This is a genomic window from Evansella cellulosilytica DSM 2522 (genome assembly GCF_000177235.2).
Lineage (GTDB): Bacteria > Bacillota > Bacilli > Bacillales > Salisediminibacteriaceae > Evansella > Evansella cellulosilytica.
The window spans coordinates 533,994-551,768 of sequence record NC_014829.1 but is presented as its reverse complement, the minus strand read 5'-3'; the positions used below and the strand labels follow the sequence as shown (position 1 = coordinate 551,768).

The window sequence follows — 17,775 nt, the reverse complement described above, 5'->3', positions numbered from 1 at the left end:
AGGTAACTTTAGTATGTACCTTAAATTCCCACTCTTCCTTTTTTATATTAACTCCCTTCCATTGGCAGCTCTTCTTCACCTGCAAAATCAATACCGATAACTCTTTGCGCTCTTTCCGGATAGTCAGTTATAATGCCATCTATGTCATACTTTAAAACTTCTCTCATGTTACGTTCTAAATTAACCGTCCAGACCCACACTTCGCGATCAAGACGACGAGCGTTTTCAATAAAACGTTCCGATAACATCGTTTGACGAATTGTATAAAAATCTACGTCTAAACTAGATAAATTTCCAGCAGACAAATACAAAATTTGTCCAATTTTAATGTCACTATTTCGTTGTCTCACCTCTTGAAGCACATCATAATCAAATGACTGTACGTACGTAACATCGACCATGTCGTATTGCTCGACTAGATCAACAATCCCCTTTGCCAATTCATCTCTTCGGTCTTCACCAGTACTATCTATTTTCACGTCTATGATGAACGTAACATTCTCATCCATTACCTCTATTATTGCTTCTTCAAGCGTTGGTACTGGCTCGCCGATAAACTCATCTGAAAATAGGCGTCCTATATCTACTTCTGCAACTTCTTCATACGTCATTTCAATAACCCTATCTGGAACGCCTGCTACTCGTTGGAAAGTATAATCATGATTTAAAATAATCTCGCCATCCTTTGTCAGCATCACATCTATCTCCACTGCATCAACGCCTTTATCGATGGCAGACCTAATACTACTTAAGGAATTTTCAGGTGCACTATGCAAATCTCCACGATGTGCAGCCACTTGAACATTCCAATTCAAGTAAACAAGATTATCATTAATAGTAAAGTTTATAAAAAACATTGAAGTGACATAGATAAAAACAGCTGCGCTTATTGTAAATCGTTTTGAAAAAAAACGTTTTACTCTTTTTTCTACTGTAATCAAGCTTTTACTTCCGTAAATGTTCAATGCATCTTCAATGTCTTCTCCATTTCTTTTTCGGTAACGATAAAACAATCTAGTGACGATAATAACATTTATCGGTACTAGTAATAACGAAAAGATAATGGCCATAAAACTAGAAAAAGTAACTAGGTAGTTTTGAATAAACGTTCCTACAGCTACCGTTTCTACTAAACTTGGTATATAAGATATCATTGTAATGAATAGGAAACCTACAATAAATATGAGTACGTTTAATAATATTAAGTAAAAGATCGTTTTCAAGTTATTCTTTTTAGTTAGTTTCCAGCTTAACTGCATCGATTTCCAAACAGAGCATTCCTCAATAAATATATAATGTAACGTAAATAGAAAACGAATGAATAAATATATTGCTAATATCACAATAAGTAAGTATATAAAGATCGCTAAATCTGAAGATCCGTATAACTGGCTAGTAAGAAATATTGCTATGTTGAAATCTAGTAACGCAGGAAAAACTGACAGCTCAATAAAAGGGATGAAAAGCAAAGTAATTAAAATGATCTGAAATAATCCGAACCCTAATATTTTCGGGAATTTTCTCATCGTGGTTATCAATGCTTGAGACACATAAATACGCTTTCTGAAATACCCCTGCTGTGCAATGAGGATCATGACTCCAAACTCTAAAAATAATATTAATGAAACTAAGAAGCTAATTAATAGCATACCCATGAGTCCAGGAAAGCTCGATCCGATTTTATACACCTCAGCGTTCAACAGTGAACCTGTCCCCATTAACTTAATCATTCTGTTAAAAATATATGAAATCAATGGGACAAAGAGAAAACTTGTCAGGAGCATATATATAAATGCAAATGATAAATATTTTTTATATGATATTGAAAAATCATGGATACTACTTCTTAACATACGTAACACGAAAATATCACCTAGCCTTTAGTAGATAAGATGTCATTTCCCGATATATCCCTTCATGAAACATAAAAATATATTGTCATACACCATAATATGTAACTTGAAATGAGGTTGACTCAAAAGGTAAAATCAACCTTTTGAGTCAACCCGATCCCATTACATGTAATTAATCTTAACATACTTACCTTCTGTACTCCTACCTGCACATCATTTCCGTGGCTTACTGTTTGTACTTCATACAAATTTACATATTATATTAGTTTTCACGACATTTTTTTACATTTTTTTCTTTATTTTAGAGGGGATTGTAACAATTTGCCGAATATACTTTAGTAGTCATATTTTTTAGAGCAGCTGTATGTTTTACACACTTTATGCTATTACAAACGATAAAGGAGCAGCATTTTTATGGATAGTGTTTTATTCGATTATATACAGCTTGTCTTACTTAACTTATCATTTATTTTTATCCTTTTCTTTATTTACCATAAGTTTTTAGAAGACAAATATAAACATTCAACAGCACTTAAAGTACTTGTATCAGGGATATCTATCGTACTTTGTATGACGTTTTCGATTAACCTCGTTAATGAAGGTTATTATTTTGATATGCGCTTAGTTCCCTTTATCATCGGTGCATTATATGGTGGTAGAAGGATTGGGTTAATTTTATTCATCATTTTATTAAGCTATCGTTACTTACTAGGTGGCGAAGGGTTTTACGTCACAATGTTTGAATATACGACAATTTATGTACTTCTTTGGTTTCTCATTCCCTTATTTTCTCGTGTAAATAAGATTAAGCAAAAAGTTAAAATAGCTGTTATCATTTCTGCCGTTGATATGATTGGGTTAATTATCATGGTAGGCTTTATTAATATAAATGAAGGTTTCTCTATCCTTCCTTTTGTTTTGGCTAGTAGTTTATACATCATACAAATACTCGGTGTCATATTATTTGTAATCTTTATCGAAAAGGCACGAGAGGAAAATGAAATTGTATCAGAAGTAAAACGGCTAGAAAAGCTAAGAATTGTTGGAGACATTGCAGCTAGCATTTCTCATGAGATTAGAAATCCACTCACAGTAACAAGAGGTTTCTTACAGTTTATGAAAAGAAATGATATAACACCTGATAAGAGAACACAATATATCGATTTTTCTTTAGGCGAACTATCCCGTGCGGAGGATATTATCAATGATTATTTAACGTTTGCCAAGCCTACATTAGAAAATGTTATGAAACTTGACGTGTTGGAAGAGTTAAAGTACGTAAAAAATGTTGTTACTCCTTTTGCATTAATTAATAATGTAGAGATTCTCTTTAAAAACACAGCAGAGGTTTTTGTAATTGGTGAAAAACAAAAGCTTCACCAATGTCTCATTAATATTGTAAAGAATGGTGTAGAAGCAATGCCTGACGGCGGAATATTAACAATAGACCTTCAAATGATAAATAAACATGCCCACATCGCTATTCAAGATACTGGAATTGGGATGAATCGAGAACAGATAGAACGACTAGGCTCGCCCTATTATTCGACGAAAGACAAAGGAACAGGTCTTGGAACTATGGTTGTTTATAGTATTGTGAAGGCGATGAATGGAAAAATGAATGTTGCTAGTGAACTTAATAAAGGAACAACGATTACACTTGTTTTTCCTGTAGTAGTTTGATTTTATCGGCACAATTTGGCATGTTTAAATACTTATCAATAAAAAATGTATGTCGAATATACGATACAAATCAGTAACTTCAACAACTTTCAATTAATTTCCCAGGAAATTCGCCAAATTACAAATTTTCGTGTCAGTATTCTAAATATCATGCCACATCTTTTTTAGAGCTAGAAAAATAAAAAAAGGGGTTACTTTAAGTAAGCACCCTTCAGACTTTATTCGTATTCTTTTTTTATTTCCTTTGTACTCCTTACCGTATCAATCGGACGAACCATTTTTTCTATTTGCTCTCTTTTATCCTCAAGAAATGGAGGTAACGAAAGCTTTTCACCAAGGGTTTCGTAAGGTTCATCGCCCATAAAGCCCGGTCCATCTGTTGCAAATTCAAATAATATTTGTGGTGCCACTCTAGCATATAATGACTTAAAGAAAAACCTATCAACGTATCCAGACGTTTGAAATCCAAATTGTCGTAAACGACTATCCCACTCCTCTAACACTTTGCGGTCGTCAATTCTAAAAGCTGCATGGTGGACAGTTCCAAAGCCTTGCTGTGCTTGAGGTAATTCCGCATTATGCTCTACAATCACTTGTGCACCATTTCCACCTTCACCAACCTCAAATAAATGAATATTCTCTTCTTTGGCAATTTCCTTAAACAACAACACTTTTTCCATCATTTCTTTAAAATAATCAAAATTGGCTATACGAATAAAAAGTGGTCCTAGCCCTGTTATGGCATATTCGAGAGGAATTGGCCCTTGTTCCCACGGAGTCCCTGATTCTACTCCAATGTTATTTTCGTCAGAAATTAATTGATAGTGTTGATCATCGAAATCAACAAACGACAATGTCTTTTTTCCAAATTGATCTATGATGCCTTCATGTTTTACGTTAAGACGATTGAAGCGTTTCACCCAGTAATCAAGCGCAGCATCGGACGGGACACGAAAAGAAGTCTTTGATATTTCATTTGTTCCATGGGTACCTTTTCGTATGCCAGGGAAGTCAAAAAATGTCATATCTGTCCCTGGACTTCCTTTATCATCGGCGAAAAACAAATGATAGGTTTGAATATCATCTTGGTTGACTGTTTTCTTTACTAACCGCATCCCCAGCACGTAAGTAAAGAATTCATAATTTTTTTCTGCACTACTTGTAATAGCCGTCACATGGTGTAACCCTTTTAATTCATTCATCGTATAACCTCCATTATTGTTTAACAAGAAGGAACTGAAAAATCTAATCTGCACTTTTCAGTGTTCTCAATAGGGTGATTCATAGGTTAAAACACCTTTGAATCACCCTAATTATTATAGATTTCCTTTTTTAAATGCCTCTGCAACTTGTACTGTACGCTTTGCTTGGTACTTAGCAGCTTCCTGAACGTCCTCTTGCATATTACCTTCTTGATCTACTGTAACACTAACTCCATATGGGTTTCCTCCAGAAGCAAATTGAACTGGATCTGTATAACCTGGTGTTACAACAATAGCTCCCCAGTGATACATTGTCGTATACAATGAAAGGATTGTCGCTTCTTGCCCACCATGAGCATTACTTGCAGAAGACATACCACTTACAATTTTATTAGCTAGCTTTCCATTTGCCCATAATCCTCCGGTTGTATCTAAAAACTGCTTCATTTGTGAAGGCATGTTCCCAAAACGAGTTGGGGTACTGAAAATAATCGCATCCGCCCATTCAAGGTCATCTAATGTCACTTCTGGAACATCCTTTGCTTCCTCTACATGCGCTTTCCACGCTGGGTTTGAATCAATGGCTGCTTGTGGTGCTAATTCTGGTGCCTTTAAAACTTTCACTTCTGCGCCAGCTTCCTTCGCACCAGCTTCTGCCCACTTTGCTAATGTATAGTTTGTTCCTGTTGAACTATAGTAAATTACCGCTAATTTTATATTTGCCATTTTTATCTTCTCCTTTTCATTACGAAATAAATTTTTTAAGAACCCCATCGTTTCTTCACCAACTTTACAAGTCTTCTACTTAACTAACTGGTATATTACCTCGAAATAAGATATTACTAATTCGAGATATTAGTGACAGAATTTTACTCCTTTAATCCCCCCCTTATCCTTCATGAATCATGAACAATTACAGATTAACATATAGTTAATAACTAAATCAATGATAATAACTTTATTTTTGTAAGTGAGTAAAAATAAAAATATATTACAGTTTTTGTGCAAAATAGCCTAATTTTTTTAACTGGTGTATCATAAAGTCTCTTTCTTTACTATCTAGTCCAGCACATATTTCATCTATAGCCGTTTTGTGCTTAGGGAAAACCTCATTCATGAAATTTTCTCCTTTAGAAGTTATTGTCGCATATGTAATACGGCGATCACTTGGACAAGGTCTTCTTTTTATCAATTGTTTTTTTTCTAACTTATCGACCACATAGGTGATGCTACTACTTGCGATGAGTACTTTGTCTCCAATCCTTTGAATAGGTTGATCCCCTTTATGATAGACGAGTTCAAGAACTGCAAATTCTGTTGGATTAAGACCATAGCTTCTAATATCTTCTTCAACACGCTTTTTTATCGATTGAAATGCACGCGATAATACGATAAACAGCTTTAGTGACAGCTCTTCATCATTATTATTATCCATCGTAGCACCTCCTCTTACAATTTTATCTCGAATTCGAGATAATTGTATACTAACTGTACCTTATATGTCAATACGTTTTACTCTTTGAATACAGAGGTTGAGTGTTACCTATTAAGTCAAAGCTTGAAAAACACTTGTTAAAGGCACATAAATCCTTTGTTTTAAAAGGGACTATACTTGAATCAATTTCATAATTCACTAAATAACAGCATACTTTAAAAAAATATATTCTTATAATAAATTTTCTTGTTAACTTAACTTTGAACTTTGTTGGTTATTTTCACTTCAGGATACTCGCTTGTCTCTTCCTCTTCTAGTTTCCCACTGAAGCTGCATCCGTCGAGACAGCTCGAAGCTTAATCGTGATATAACGCTCGTCGCAGGCGTCTCGTACCCTTTCGTTCAATTCAAGAATACTTTGTACAAAACGGGGGAGTCACTTAGAATGATTAAAAAAAACTTATTAAAATATAATAAAATCATCTAACCTCGCTTCAATTTTAGCCAAAAGTCTTAATACATCATGCTTTTCACCATGCCTTGCTACTTCAACTAATGTAGTCATATTCACTCTCGTGTCATTCACATGCTCAATTGGCCCAAAGAGCTCTATCCTTCCTCTTCTTTCATCAAATAGATCCTTCATTTTTTCGATTTCCTTCTGTACCAATTCCCAGTCGTTTTCATAAACTGCCGCTCTCACTTCATCAACCTGCCTCGAGACAGGGTTGTCCACCGTTTTCATATTTGTATGAAGCCAGCTTATACCGAAAATAAGCACTCCTACCACTATCATTTTAAATAACTTTGATCGGAACAGCTTCAACACAGCTTTTACACTCCTCGTTTATTTTTTCCTTTTTGTCTCATAATAAAGATAGTATGTTATTGGAGGAATCGCTTTATGCTTGATTACATATTTTTAGTGAAAGCACTCATTAGCTTCTTTTATTTATTTCTTTTGACGAGGCTTATGGGAAAAAAACAGTTAGCGCAGTTAACTTATTTTGATTATATCGTTGGAATTACAATTGGAAATTTTGCTGCAAGTATGGTAGTCGAACCTGAAATACACACAATTGAAGCAATGATTGCCGTCACTGTCTGGGGTGTTCTTCCTGTTGCAATGAGTATATTAAGTAGACAGCGGTTTTTTCTACGCAGATTATTTGAGGATCAACCTGTGGTTGTGATAGAAAATGGAAAGCTATGTACAGATATACTTAACAAGGAAAACATGACAGTTCATAATGTTATGCTTATGCTCCGTAAAGCAGGTCATTTTAAGTTAAAAGATATCGAATTAGCCATATTAGAAACAACAGGGGATTTAAGTGTAAAAACGAAAAAAAATGCTAGTAATGTTACAGTAAATGATTTAAAACAACAAAATCAACAACAATCTCAAGAACCGAAAATTTTAATTATTGAAGGCCATATATTAAAAGAAACAATGAAAACATTAAATGTAACAAAGGAATGGCTTTTAGCAGAAGTAAAGAAAAAAGGTGCTACGAATTTAAATCAAGTACTCATTGCCCAATTACAATCAGATGGCAGTTTATACGTAGATATTTGGCACGAAAAAAAGGAGGATGCGTTATAATGTTACGCATCCCCTGACGTTTTGTAGAGTAGATTGCATTATACGCGGTATACTCTTGCTTCATACGGCTGAAGTGTTACCTCTTTCCCAACTGATGGTACATCTCCATAGTTACTTAGCATTAATTTCATGTTTTTCTCTTTTATATGTGACGGAAATTCACTAGTTACTACTTCAGGAAATAGGTTTGCTATGATGAGAAACTTATCATCGTAAAGCGTTCTCGTATATGCATACACTTTACTATGGCTCTCTAATACTAAATCATAGCTTCCATAGACTAACGCTTTTTCCTGTTTTCTAAGCTTAATTAGCTTTTTATAATAATGATAAATAGAATCTCGGTTTTTAATAGATTGCTCGACATTAATTTCTTTATAGTTAGGGTTAACCTTTATCCAAGGATCACTTGTAGAAAACCCTGCATGGCTTTCATTCGACCATTGCATAGGAGTTCTAGAGTTATCTCTGCCAGTTTTCCAAATAATCTCCATTACTTCCTCATGCGTTTTCCCATCATCCATCTCATTTTTATATAAATTTTTTATTGCTACATCATTGTAATCATCGATAGATTCAAATTGGACGTTTGTCATTCCGATCTCTTGCCCTTGATAAATGAACGGCGTACCTTGCATTAAAAAATACATCGTCGCTAATGCTTTCGCTGATCTCTCGCGATATTCCCCACTGTTTCCCCATGTTGAAACAGAGCGCGGCTGATCATGGTTTTCTAAAAATAAGGCGTTCCAACCTAAACCATCTAGACCTTTTTGCCACCTTGTTAATGTCTCCTTTAAAGCCGGAAGATCTAGTCGCCCTTCCGTACTTTTCCCCCATAAGTCTAGATGTTCAAACTGAAAGATCATATTAAAGCAGCCTTCTTTTTCACCTACCCATTTTTCTGCTTCATCAACTTTCACACCATTCGCTTCACCGACCGTCATAATATCATATTTATGAAACGTCTCACGCTTAAGCTCATCTAAAAATGAATGTATTCCTGGACGGTTCATATGACCTTCAAAAGAAGGTACATATCGCTTATTATCTGGATTTTGTAAATCTGGGAAACCCGGAACTTTTTTAATATGAGAAATAGCATCTACTCTGAAGCCATCAATTCCTTTATCTAACCACCAATTGACCATTTCATATAAATCTTTTCTAACATTTTCATTTTCCCAATTTAAATCTGGCTGTTTCTTTGAAAAAACATGCATGTAATACTCTTCCGTTGTTTCATCAAATTCCCAAGCTGATCCACCAAAAATTGACTCCCAGTTATTTGGCTCCTTGCCATCTTTACCTGGATGCCATAAATAGTAATCACGATACGGATTATTCTTAGCAGAACGAGATTCGATAAACCATGGATGTTCATCAGACGTATGATTGATGACTAAATCTAAAATAATCTTCATTCCACGTTGATGTACTTCCTTTAATAATAGATCGAAATCATCCATAGTGCCAAAGTCTTTCATAATACCTTTATAATCACTAATATCATAGCCGTTATCGTCATTGGGCGATTCAAAAATAGGACATACCCAAATGACATCAATACCTAGTTCCCTTAAATAGTCTAATTTTGAAATAATTCCTTTAATATCTCCAATTCCATCTCCATTTGCATCCATAAAGCTTCTCGGATAAATTTGGTACGCAACTGCTTCCTTCCACCATGTTTGTTTCATTGTTGTTCCTCCTCCATTACCCCTGAAAGTGTGCACACGTTTGCACTATAAGTTAATAATAAAACAGCTCTGCCTTCCGCTGCCCCTCAAGAGGGGCAAATTACTGCGCGAAGGTAGCTGTGATTGTGTTATTATATCTTTTTACAGGATTGCCTTTTAATTAATTTATACGGAACAATTAATTTTTTTTCTGGCAATTCAGGTTCTTTAATTTTATTAATTAAATACTCTACACCTTTATAACCTAAATCATAAATATTGATATCAGCAGTTGTCATCGGTGGTGAAGATAACTCCGAAATCATGACATTGTTTGAACTGACGATGGAGAGATCTTCCGGCACGCGAATTCCCATTTCCCCGAGCATACTCAGTACACCAAAAGTCATAATATCATCGGTTACGACTAGTGCTGTAGGTCGTTCCTCTAGAGACATTAACTCTATTACGGCATCCTGTCCCGTTTCCATAATTTCTTTTTGATAATTTTCTTCAAGAACAATATATTCTTCTCGTATAGAAATATTTGCATTGTTTAACGCAGTCTTATATCCTTCTAAATTATCAATTGTCACTACATAATCCAAGCTCCCACTAATAAAGCCAATCTTTTTATGCCCTAAAAGCAGCAAATATTCGGTTAGTGTTTTCGTTTTCTTTACGTTATCGTTATTGACAAACGTGATATCATTCTCATCTATATTGTGGGGTCTTCCGATTAATACAAACGGAAAGTTCTTCTCCTGTAAAAAGGGCATTATTTTGTCATTGATACTAGAGTAAAGGAGTAATATACCATCTACTCTACCACCGTAAACCATTTGCTTAACCTCTTCAAAAATCTCTTCCTCTTTTTGACCTGTCGATAAATATAGACCGTAGTTGTCCTGATACGCCTTCATACTAATACCCCGAATGACCTCAGGAAAAAATGGATTTTGAAAAGAATATTGTGCAGTAATTGGCATAATGACACCAATTGTTTGCGTCGCTTTATTAGACAAGCTTCTAGCATTTAAGTTAGGATGGTACCCTAATTCGTCCATTGCTCTCCTAACTCGCTCTTTCGTTTTTTCACTAATTCTAGAACTATTTGCGATAACACGAGATACTGTGGAAGGGGAGACATTAACCCTTTTTGCAACATCTTTAATCGTTACCATTGCTGTACCCCCTACCTTTCTCTTCTTATTATCTCGAGTTGATTGTATCATATTTGTTTGCTCCTTAGTTCACCCGTCTATTTCCCCTCATTTCAAAAATTTACATACTGACAGTTATGCTTCCTTTAGTGCTTCAATCTTTAAATAAAACCGATAAAAGGCAGAAAATGATAGAAAAGCGATAATCGCCCCTGTAAAAAACGGTATAAGAAATGGAAAGACTTCAAAACTCATATAAAGGATCAAAGCACTGCTAAGTACTACTGTCAGAAATAATAGTGGACTTGCGACAGTTACAAGCAACGTGTTTTTAAGTAGAGCAAAAAGCTTCATTTCATAATGGGATAATAGAGAGAAAAAGTTAATCGTGTAAACGAAAAGTATTAACCCCATCGCAATGAAAACATACATAAGAGGCATGTTATACTGTGCAAAATAGTAAACATCTACTACACAAATAACCCATAATATCGTTAACATTATCCCACCAAGACAGCTTTTTTTATAGTTGCTTTTATAAAATCTCCAATAAGTTCTTATTAATGGAAGATCCTCTGAATCGACAATCCAGCTTCTAGCACTAGCAAACATTGCTGTTGTTGCAGGAAAAAATAGAATAGGAATCAATATAATAATTGGAATAAGCAATAAAATGAAGTCAGCTATTGTTTGTGCAAAAATTAAATTTACAATAAAAAACAAGATAGGCAGATTAAATAGGAGCCATAGTAGATTAATAACAGAGAACCTCATAATCCATTCAAATAGCGCATAGACACCACCAACAAATCCTCTTTTATCCACTTATAACTCCTCCTCGAATATATTAATCCTTTATGCCCACCACATTTCAGTCGGTGCTTCTTCAATAATCACACTTTTTAAATTCTTCACAGCCCGACTAAATCCTTCATCAATAGACATAATAGGATCTTCATGCTCAATACTAATAACGTAATCGTATCCAAAAGTTCTTAATGCACTTACAATATTAGACCATTCTTGGATACTATGTCCATATCCTACTGACCTAAAATTCCATGCCCTAGTCTGAATACTTGAATACGGTTGCATATCAGTAAGACCATACATATTGACATTATCTTGATCAATGTACGTATCTTTTGCATGAAAATGATGAATGGCATTTTCTTTACCTAATATTTTGATCGCTGCAACAGGATCAATCCCTTGCCACCATAGATGACTAGGATCAAGGTTAGCACCAATAGCTTCATTCGTTGCTTCTCTTAACTTAAGCATCGTATATGGTGTGTGTACTAAAAATCCTGCGTGGAGCTCTAAACCAATTTTCACTCCATGCTCTTTTGCAAAATGTCCCTGTTCTTTCCAATATGGAATCAATTTTTTCTCCCATTGCCATTCCAGAATATCCGCATACTCATTTGGCCATGGCGCAACTGGCCAATTTGGAAATTTCCCATCTTCAGAGTCACCTGGTGTACCAGAAAATGTATTTACCACGGGCACATCTAACATTTGCGCTAGTTTAACTGTTTTTAAGAACGACTCATGAGATTCCTTTGCAAACGCTTTGTCTGGTGAGATAGGGTTTCCATGACAACTAAAAGCGCTTATTTCTAGTCCACGAGAGTGTACCTTCTCTAAATATTGCTTGCGTTTTTCCTCACTTTCTAATAACTCATCGACATTACAATGTGAATTTCCTGGATAGCCGCCCGTGCCAATTTCGACAGCTTTTAATCCAGAAGCCTTTACATGATCGAGCATATCCTCAAATGATTTTTCCGCAAATAATACCGTAAATACACCTAATTTCATTTCGTTACTCCTCCCTATCCTTTCTTGCTATGTTAAGAAAATACATTGATATAGAAATAATCCGACTAAATCATCAGTCACGACTCACATAAACTTATCACTAAAAGCGGACAATTTTATTTTCAGCTGATGACTCTAAAGCTTTCAGAATAACCTTTAAAGACTTCATTCCTTCCGTACCACTAATTACAGACTCTGTATTATTTTTTATACTCTCGATAAAGTTTTCAATGACATGCGTATTATTTTGCCCACCATCTTCATTTGATTGAATTTGACCTAATTGATAATACACACTCTCTCCATTTGCATACTCTACAATTAAAGAGTATGTAGGGTCATCTTCTAGCCGTAGTAGCGCCTTTTCAGCGTAAATAATCGTTGAATTATCCTCTTTTGCTGTGTATGCCCAGCTAGCAGCTAGTGTACCAATGACGCCGCTCTCCGTCCTTAAAATACAAACAGCATTATCATCTACATCACTATTTTCTTTCGCATTTCCTTCAATAAAGCTTGCCACTTCGACAAATTCTTCTCCTAATATATAACGGAGTAAATCTGCTTTATGAACGCCTAAATCACCCATTGCACCGATAAACGCTTCATCTTTCTTAAAAAACCAGCTTTCCTTGCCATCTGCACTCCATGTTTCAGGTCCTCCATGACCAAAAGTTGATCGGAAGCTGTATACTCTGCCTACTTCACCACTTTCAATAAGTTTCTTTGCTTTTTCATGAGAAGCTACAAACCGCTGATTATGGGCGATCATTAACTTTTTCCCTTTTTCTTTTGCTACTTGAATCATTTCATCTGCTTCTTCTTGAGAAGTAGCCATTGGCTTTTCGCATAATACATGGCATCCAGCCTTTAATGCTGCAATAGTAACTGGTCCATGTAAGTAGTTTGGAAGACATACACTTATAGCATCAATTTCTTCTTCTTGTAATAATGTTTCATAGTTGGTATAGGCATTAGCATCATAAAGCTCAGCCATTTCTTGTGCTCTTTCATCAACAATGTCACAAACTGCAACAACGTTCGCTTCAGGATGATTGGCGTATTCCACTAAGTGACGATGCTTTGCAATACTTCCACAGCCAATCACAGCAATTTTTAATGTAGTCATTTTATCGCCTCCATTAACCATTTACTTTTTTGAGATTGCTTCTAGCGGTTTAGCGTTGCCATAAACCGGTGTAGGTGTGTTGGCATTGTTCACCCATCTAACAGCATTTTTAATCACTCGTTGAATGTCTTGATTGTAATATGTTGGATATGTTTCATGTCCTGGTCTGAAGTAGAATACCTTCCCTTTACCGCGTTGGTATGCAGCACCACTTCTAAATACTTCTCCACCTTCAAACCAGCTTAAGAAAACAAGCTCATCTGGGGATGGGATATCAAAATGCTCGCCGTACATTTCTTCTTTTTCTAGTTCAATATATTCTCCTAATCCTTCCGTAATAGGGTGGCTTGGGTCAACAACCCAAAGTCGCTCTTTCTCATCAGCCTCGCGCCACTTAAGATCACAAGTTGTTCCCATTAGCTTTTTGAAAATTTTTGAGAAATGCCCTGAATGGAGCACAATCAACCCCATCCCATCCAATACGCGTTTGTGTACTCTTTCTACTATTTCATCTTGAACTTCATCGTGAGCGATGTGCCCCCACCAAATGAGGACATCTGTTTTATTAAGTAATTCTTCCGTCAAACCGTGCTCATCTTCATCTAAAGTAGCAGTATTTACAGTTACATGCTCTTCTTGTAAAAAATTAGCGATGGCTCCGTGAATTCCTTTCGGATAAATTTCTGAAACTACTGGATTCTTTTTTTCATGTCTATTTTCATTCCAAACTAAAACGTTCATTTATAGCAACCTCCATCATGTTAAGAGTAATAGATTTCAATGTTATTTTACTGCACCTTCTGCTACACCTTCGATAATGTGTCTTTGCGCAAGGAAGTATCCGATAATAACTGGAATAACCGCTAATACTAAACCCGCTAAAGCTAAGTGCCACTGTGTAGTATATTGTCCAAAGAAGAAAAACATTTTTAAAGGAATTGTAGCCGTTGACTCAGATAAAACAAGAGATGGTAATAAATAATCATTCCAAATCCATATCGTATTCAAAATACCTACTGTCACTGAAATTGGTTTTAATAAAGGAAAGATAATATAGAAAAATATTTGCCATTTGTTTGCCCCATCGATAAGCGCAGCTTCATCTAAAGAAGCTGAAATTCCCGTCATCGCCCCATGGTATAAGAAAATAGATAAGCTACAACCAAAGCCTAAGTACATAAAAATTAAACCTGCTTGATTAAGCATACCGGCTTGATTAAATAATGAAACGAGTGGAATCATTACCGATTGAAACGGAATTAGCATCGCAGCAACAAATAGTAGCAGTATGACGCCACTTAGTTTACTCTTATTTCTCGCTAAAGCATACCCTGCCATAGAAGAGAAGAAAATAATAATCGCCACACTCCCAACTGTAATTATGACAGAATTCATGAGCGAGTTAAGAAAATCTAGGTCTTGCCATGCTTGCACGAAGTTGTCTAACGATAAACTTTCAGGTAACCCTAATACTCCTGAAAATATCTCATTTCGTGACTTAAATGCATTGACAATCATTAAATAAAACGGTGCAATCCAGATGACTGCTAAAATAAGGCCAAGAATTTCTACCCAAGATATTCTCTTTTTCATTACATCTCGACCTCCCGTTTTTTATTGTAATACACTTGTGTTAAGGCAATAACAGCTACTAAAATGAAGAAAATAATCGCTTTTGATTGCGCATAAGCTAATTCATTTCTCGTAAATGCTGTTCTTACAATATCCATCGCAACCATTTGGGTAGAGTTATAAGGTCCACCATTCGTTAACGCTAAATTTTGGTCATACATTTTAAAACCAAAAGATAGTGTTAAAAACATACTAACTGTAAACGCTGGTGCTATAAGTGGAAATGTAATACTTTTAAATCGATGCCATTTATTTGCACCATCAATTTTTGCCGCTTCAATCAATTCGTTAGGAATGTTTTGCAAATAGGCAATATAAATAATCATAATGTAACCAGCCATTTGCCAGCTTGATAAAATAACTAATCCCCAAAAGCCTGTTGTCGTTGTCGATAACCATCCCGTTAACGCTTCAACACCAATGGCATTCCCTACTGCCGCGAACACGCGGATAAAGATAAACTGCCATATAAACCCTAGGATTAAACCACCTATTAAGTTAGGCATAAAAAATACTGTTCTTAATAAATTGCTTGAACGGAGCTTCTGTGTCACGATAAGCGCTAATGCTAATCCAAGTACATTCAAAGTAATAACACTAACGATCGCAAATAGCGTTGTGAACCTGAGTGAATTTAAGAACAATCTATCCTGGAAAAGGTTTAAGTAGTTTTGAAGGCCTAGAAATTCTGTAATTCTGAAACCATTCCAATCCGTAAACGAATAAAACACGCCAAATGCTAATGGTAATAAAACCACTATCCCTAACGCTAAAAGGACCGGCGCTATAAACAACCAAAATGATAGGTCCCGATTTCGCATTTCTTCCGCCTCCTGCTGTAAATAAATAATTTTTAGGTGCCTCGTGAACAATTGTTTACTGTTAGAAATTAGGGTGACAAGAGAAGGTCTCTCCTTCATTCTCTGTCACCCTCATTCCTCTAATCATTTATTATTGTCTAGCAGACTCCCAAGCTTTTTTGGAATCTTCTAATGTTTCTTCCCAAGTTGCGTTTCCACTTAAATAACGTTGCATGTTCGTCCCTAACTCATCATCACTCCATGCTGTTGGCGCACCCATAAATACCCAGCCGATTGTTCTTCCAGCTTCTGAATACTCATAAATTTGTTTGGATAGTGGGTCAACGATTTCAGACGCATCATATCCCTCATATGCTGGAATGAAGTTAAAGTCATTGATAACAGCATCTTTACCAGCGTCAGAAGTATACATCCAATCTAGGAAATCTTTTGCTGCTTGAACAACTTCATCGTCACTATTTTTATTCACTGCCCAATATTGAGGAATCCCTACTGGTAAGTGATCTTCGTAACCTTCAAGTGGAATTGGAATAAATCCAATACCATCAACGGCGAAGTCTGGGTCCATATCATATACAGTCGGGTATACCCAGTTTCCTTGTTGAATCATCGCAACTCTCTGCAGTGAGAACAATTCTTCTACTTGTTGAGAATAATCAAGACTAGCAACTGGCTGCACTGAATAATCAGCTTGCAAATCTAGGAATCTATGCATCTCATCTCCACGTTCGAAAGATACTGTATCAGATTCATAAGCATCTATAATACTGTGATTAAACTCTGGTGCTAAGTAAACATTCGATAAGTGATTCCCAAGTACCCATGCTTCACTTCCAGGTAAAGCAAACACTGCATCAATTCCAAGATCATCTTTTTGACTGTCTAATGTTTGTACTGCATTTTCTAAGTCATCCAGTGATAAGATACTTTGTGGATCAATACCAGCTTCTTCAAAAATTCGTTTATTGTAAATTAATCCGTAGCCCTCTTGGTTATATGGAAGTCCTAAAACTTCATCACCATCCGTCGCTGCATCTAGCGTCCCATCTAGCGCTAATTGTGCTGCTTCTGTATCAGATAAATCTGCTAAGTATTCACGATACTCATCTCTATCCGTCGGCCCACCGAAATTAAATATATCTGGTTCATCACCTGAAGACATGTTTGTTCTCAAAGTAGCTCCATAATCACTACCTCCCCCTAACGTACGAACATTAATCGAAACATGAGGATTTTCTTCTTCGTACATTGCAACAAGATCTTCAAATTGTTGTCTAAATTCAACTTTAAATTGGAATATTTCTAGTGACACTTGATCCTCATCTGAATTTGTATCCGATGAACACCCAACAGCCAACATACTCCCAACTACCGCCAAAGAAACTGCCGTAAAAAACTTTTTCATCTCTCATTCACTCCTTAGAATTTTTATGAAATTCCACAAGACAATGTTTACGCTTACATGGATGCGTTTACAAAACATCTTTTACTGCATTTTTCGTGACATAGTCACTGTTTTTCTCTTTTACCCCCTTTTTGTTCTACAAAGTGCAACATATTGCGCAAACGTTTGCACTCGTTTAACTGAGTTAAGTTTAACACAGCTTCAAAATGGACACAATAATTAAGTTGTAATTTTTTATTTGAAACAATTTCACAATGAAGAAAACCCTTACATAGCGCTATTTACTTACTTTTAATATTTTATTTAAACTATGTACTTTTTATGAAAACGATTGAACAAATATGAT

16 protein-coding genes are annotated in these 17,775 nt (G+C 35.6%); 2 read left to right on the top strand and 14 right to left on the bottom strand.

The features are described from left to right. Positions 1-47 precede the first annotated feature (47 nt). Entirely contained in the window at positions 48-1,853 is a 1,806-nt protein-coding gene (locus BCELL_RS02645) for a glycerophosphoryl diester phosphodiesterase membrane domain-containing protein (RefSeq protein WP_157184250.1), read from the bottom strand. 414 nt (positions 1,854-2,267) lie between these two features. Here BCELL_RS02645 and BCELL_RS02640 point away from each other — a divergent pair, with 414 nt between their 5' ends. Further along, positions 2,268-3,536, top strand: a complete 1,269-nt coding sequence (locus BCELL_RS02640) for a sensor histidine kinase (protein WP_013487120.1) — start codon at positions 2,268-2,270, stop codon at positions 3,534-3,536. Positions 3,537-3,754: 218 nt separating this feature from the next. On the opposite strand, the gene BCELL_RS02635 is transcribed toward BCELL_RS02640, so the two are convergent. The 4 genes from BCELL_RS02635 to BCELL_RS02620 form a co-directional block, all read right to left on the bottom strand. After that, positions 3,755-4,738: a ring-cleaving dioxygenase gene (locus BCELL_RS02635; protein ID WP_013487119.1), complete on the bottom strand. Its 984-nt coding sequence runs from the start codon at positions 4,736-4,738 to the stop codon at positions 3,755-3,757. 114 nt (positions 4,739-4,852) lie between these two features. Continuing rightward, positions 4,853-5,464 (bottom strand): NAD(P)H:quinone oxidoreductase, encoded by a 612-nt coding sequence (gene wrbA / locus BCELL_RS02630; protein WP_013487118.1) that lies wholly within the window; start codon positions 5,462-5,464, stop codon positions 4,853-4,855. A 265-nt stretch (positions 5,465-5,729) separates the two neighbouring features. Beyond that, entirely contained in the window at positions 5,730-6,173 is a 444-nt protein-coding gene (locus tag BCELL_RS02625) for a MarR family winged helix-turn-helix transcriptional regulator (protein ID WP_013487117.1), read from the bottom strand. Between the two features lie 463 nt (positions 6,174-6,636). After that, entirely contained in the window at positions 6,637-7,002 is a 366-nt protein-coding gene (locus BCELL_RS02620) for a DUF4363 family protein (RefSeq protein WP_013487116.1), read from the bottom strand. Between the two features lie 75 nt (positions 7,003-7,077). Between BCELL_RS02620 and BCELL_RS02615 the strand changes: the two genes are divergently transcribed. Next, positions 7,078-7,779 (top strand): YetF domain-containing protein, encoded by a 702-nt coding sequence (locus BCELL_RS02615; RefSeq protein WP_013487115.1) that lies wholly within the window; start codon positions 7,078-7,080, stop codon positions 7,777-7,779. Positions 7,780-7,817: 38 nt separating this feature from the next. Here BCELL_RS02615 and BCELL_RS02610 read toward each other — a convergent pair whose 3' ends face one another. From BCELL_RS02610 to BCELL_RS02570, 9 genes are all read right to left on the bottom strand, one after another. Continuing rightward, positions 7,818-9,479, bottom strand: a complete 1,662-nt coding sequence (locus BCELL_RS02610) for a glycoside hydrolase family 13 protein (protein WP_013487114.1) — start codon at positions 9,477-9,479, stop codon at positions 7,818-7,820. Between the two features lie 131 nt (positions 9,480-9,610). Next, positions 9,611-10,693, bottom strand: a complete 1,083-nt coding sequence (locus tag BCELL_RS02605; RefSeq protein WP_013487113.1) for a LacI family DNA-binding transcriptional regulator — start codon at positions 10,691-10,693, stop codon at positions 9,611-9,613. 63 nt (positions 10,694-10,756) lie between these two features. Further along, entirely contained in the window at positions 10,757-11,446 is a 690-nt protein-coding gene (locus BCELL_RS02600) for a YesL family protein (protein WP_013487112.1), read from the bottom strand. A gap of 30 nt (positions 11,447-11,476) precedes the next feature. After that, a complete protein-coding gene (locus BCELL_RS02595; protein ID WP_013487111.1) occupies positions 11,477-12,445 on the bottom strand; it encodes a sugar phosphate isomerase/epimerase family protein in 969 nt (322 codons plus the stop codon). Positions 12,446-12,545: 100 nt separating this feature from the next. Further along, positions 12,546-13,571, bottom strand: coding sequence for a Gfo/Idh/MocA family protein (locus BCELL_RS02590; protein WP_013487110.1), 1,026 nt, complete (start codon positions 13,569-13,571; stop codon positions 12,546-12,548). 21 nt (positions 13,572-13,592) lie between these two features. After that, positions 13,593-14,312, bottom strand: a complete 720-nt coding sequence (locus tag BCELL_RS02585) for a ThuA domain-containing protein (RefSeq protein ID WP_013487109.1) — start codon at positions 14,310-14,312, stop codon at positions 13,593-13,595. 42 nt (positions 14,313-14,354) lie between these two features. After that, positions 14,355-15,164: a carbohydrate ABC transporter permease gene (locus BCELL_RS02580; protein WP_013487108.1), complete on the bottom strand. Its 810-nt coding sequence runs from the start codon at positions 15,162-15,164 to the stop codon at positions 14,355-14,357. Beyond that, positions 15,164-16,024: a carbohydrate ABC transporter permease gene (locus tag BCELL_RS02575; RefSeq protein WP_041808109.1), complete on the bottom strand. Its 861-nt coding sequence runs from the start codon at positions 16,022-16,024 to the stop codon at positions 15,164-15,166. Before BCELL_RS02575 ends, BCELL_RS02580 begins: the two co-directional genes overlap by 1 nt. Before the next feature lie 130 nt (positions 16,025-16,154). Beyond that, positions 16,155-17,429, bottom strand: a complete 1,275-nt coding sequence (locus tag BCELL_RS02570) for an ABC transporter substrate-binding protein (RefSeq protein WP_013487106.1) — start codon at positions 17,427-17,429, stop codon at positions 16,155-16,157. Positions 17,430-17,775: the final 346 nt, after the last annotated feature.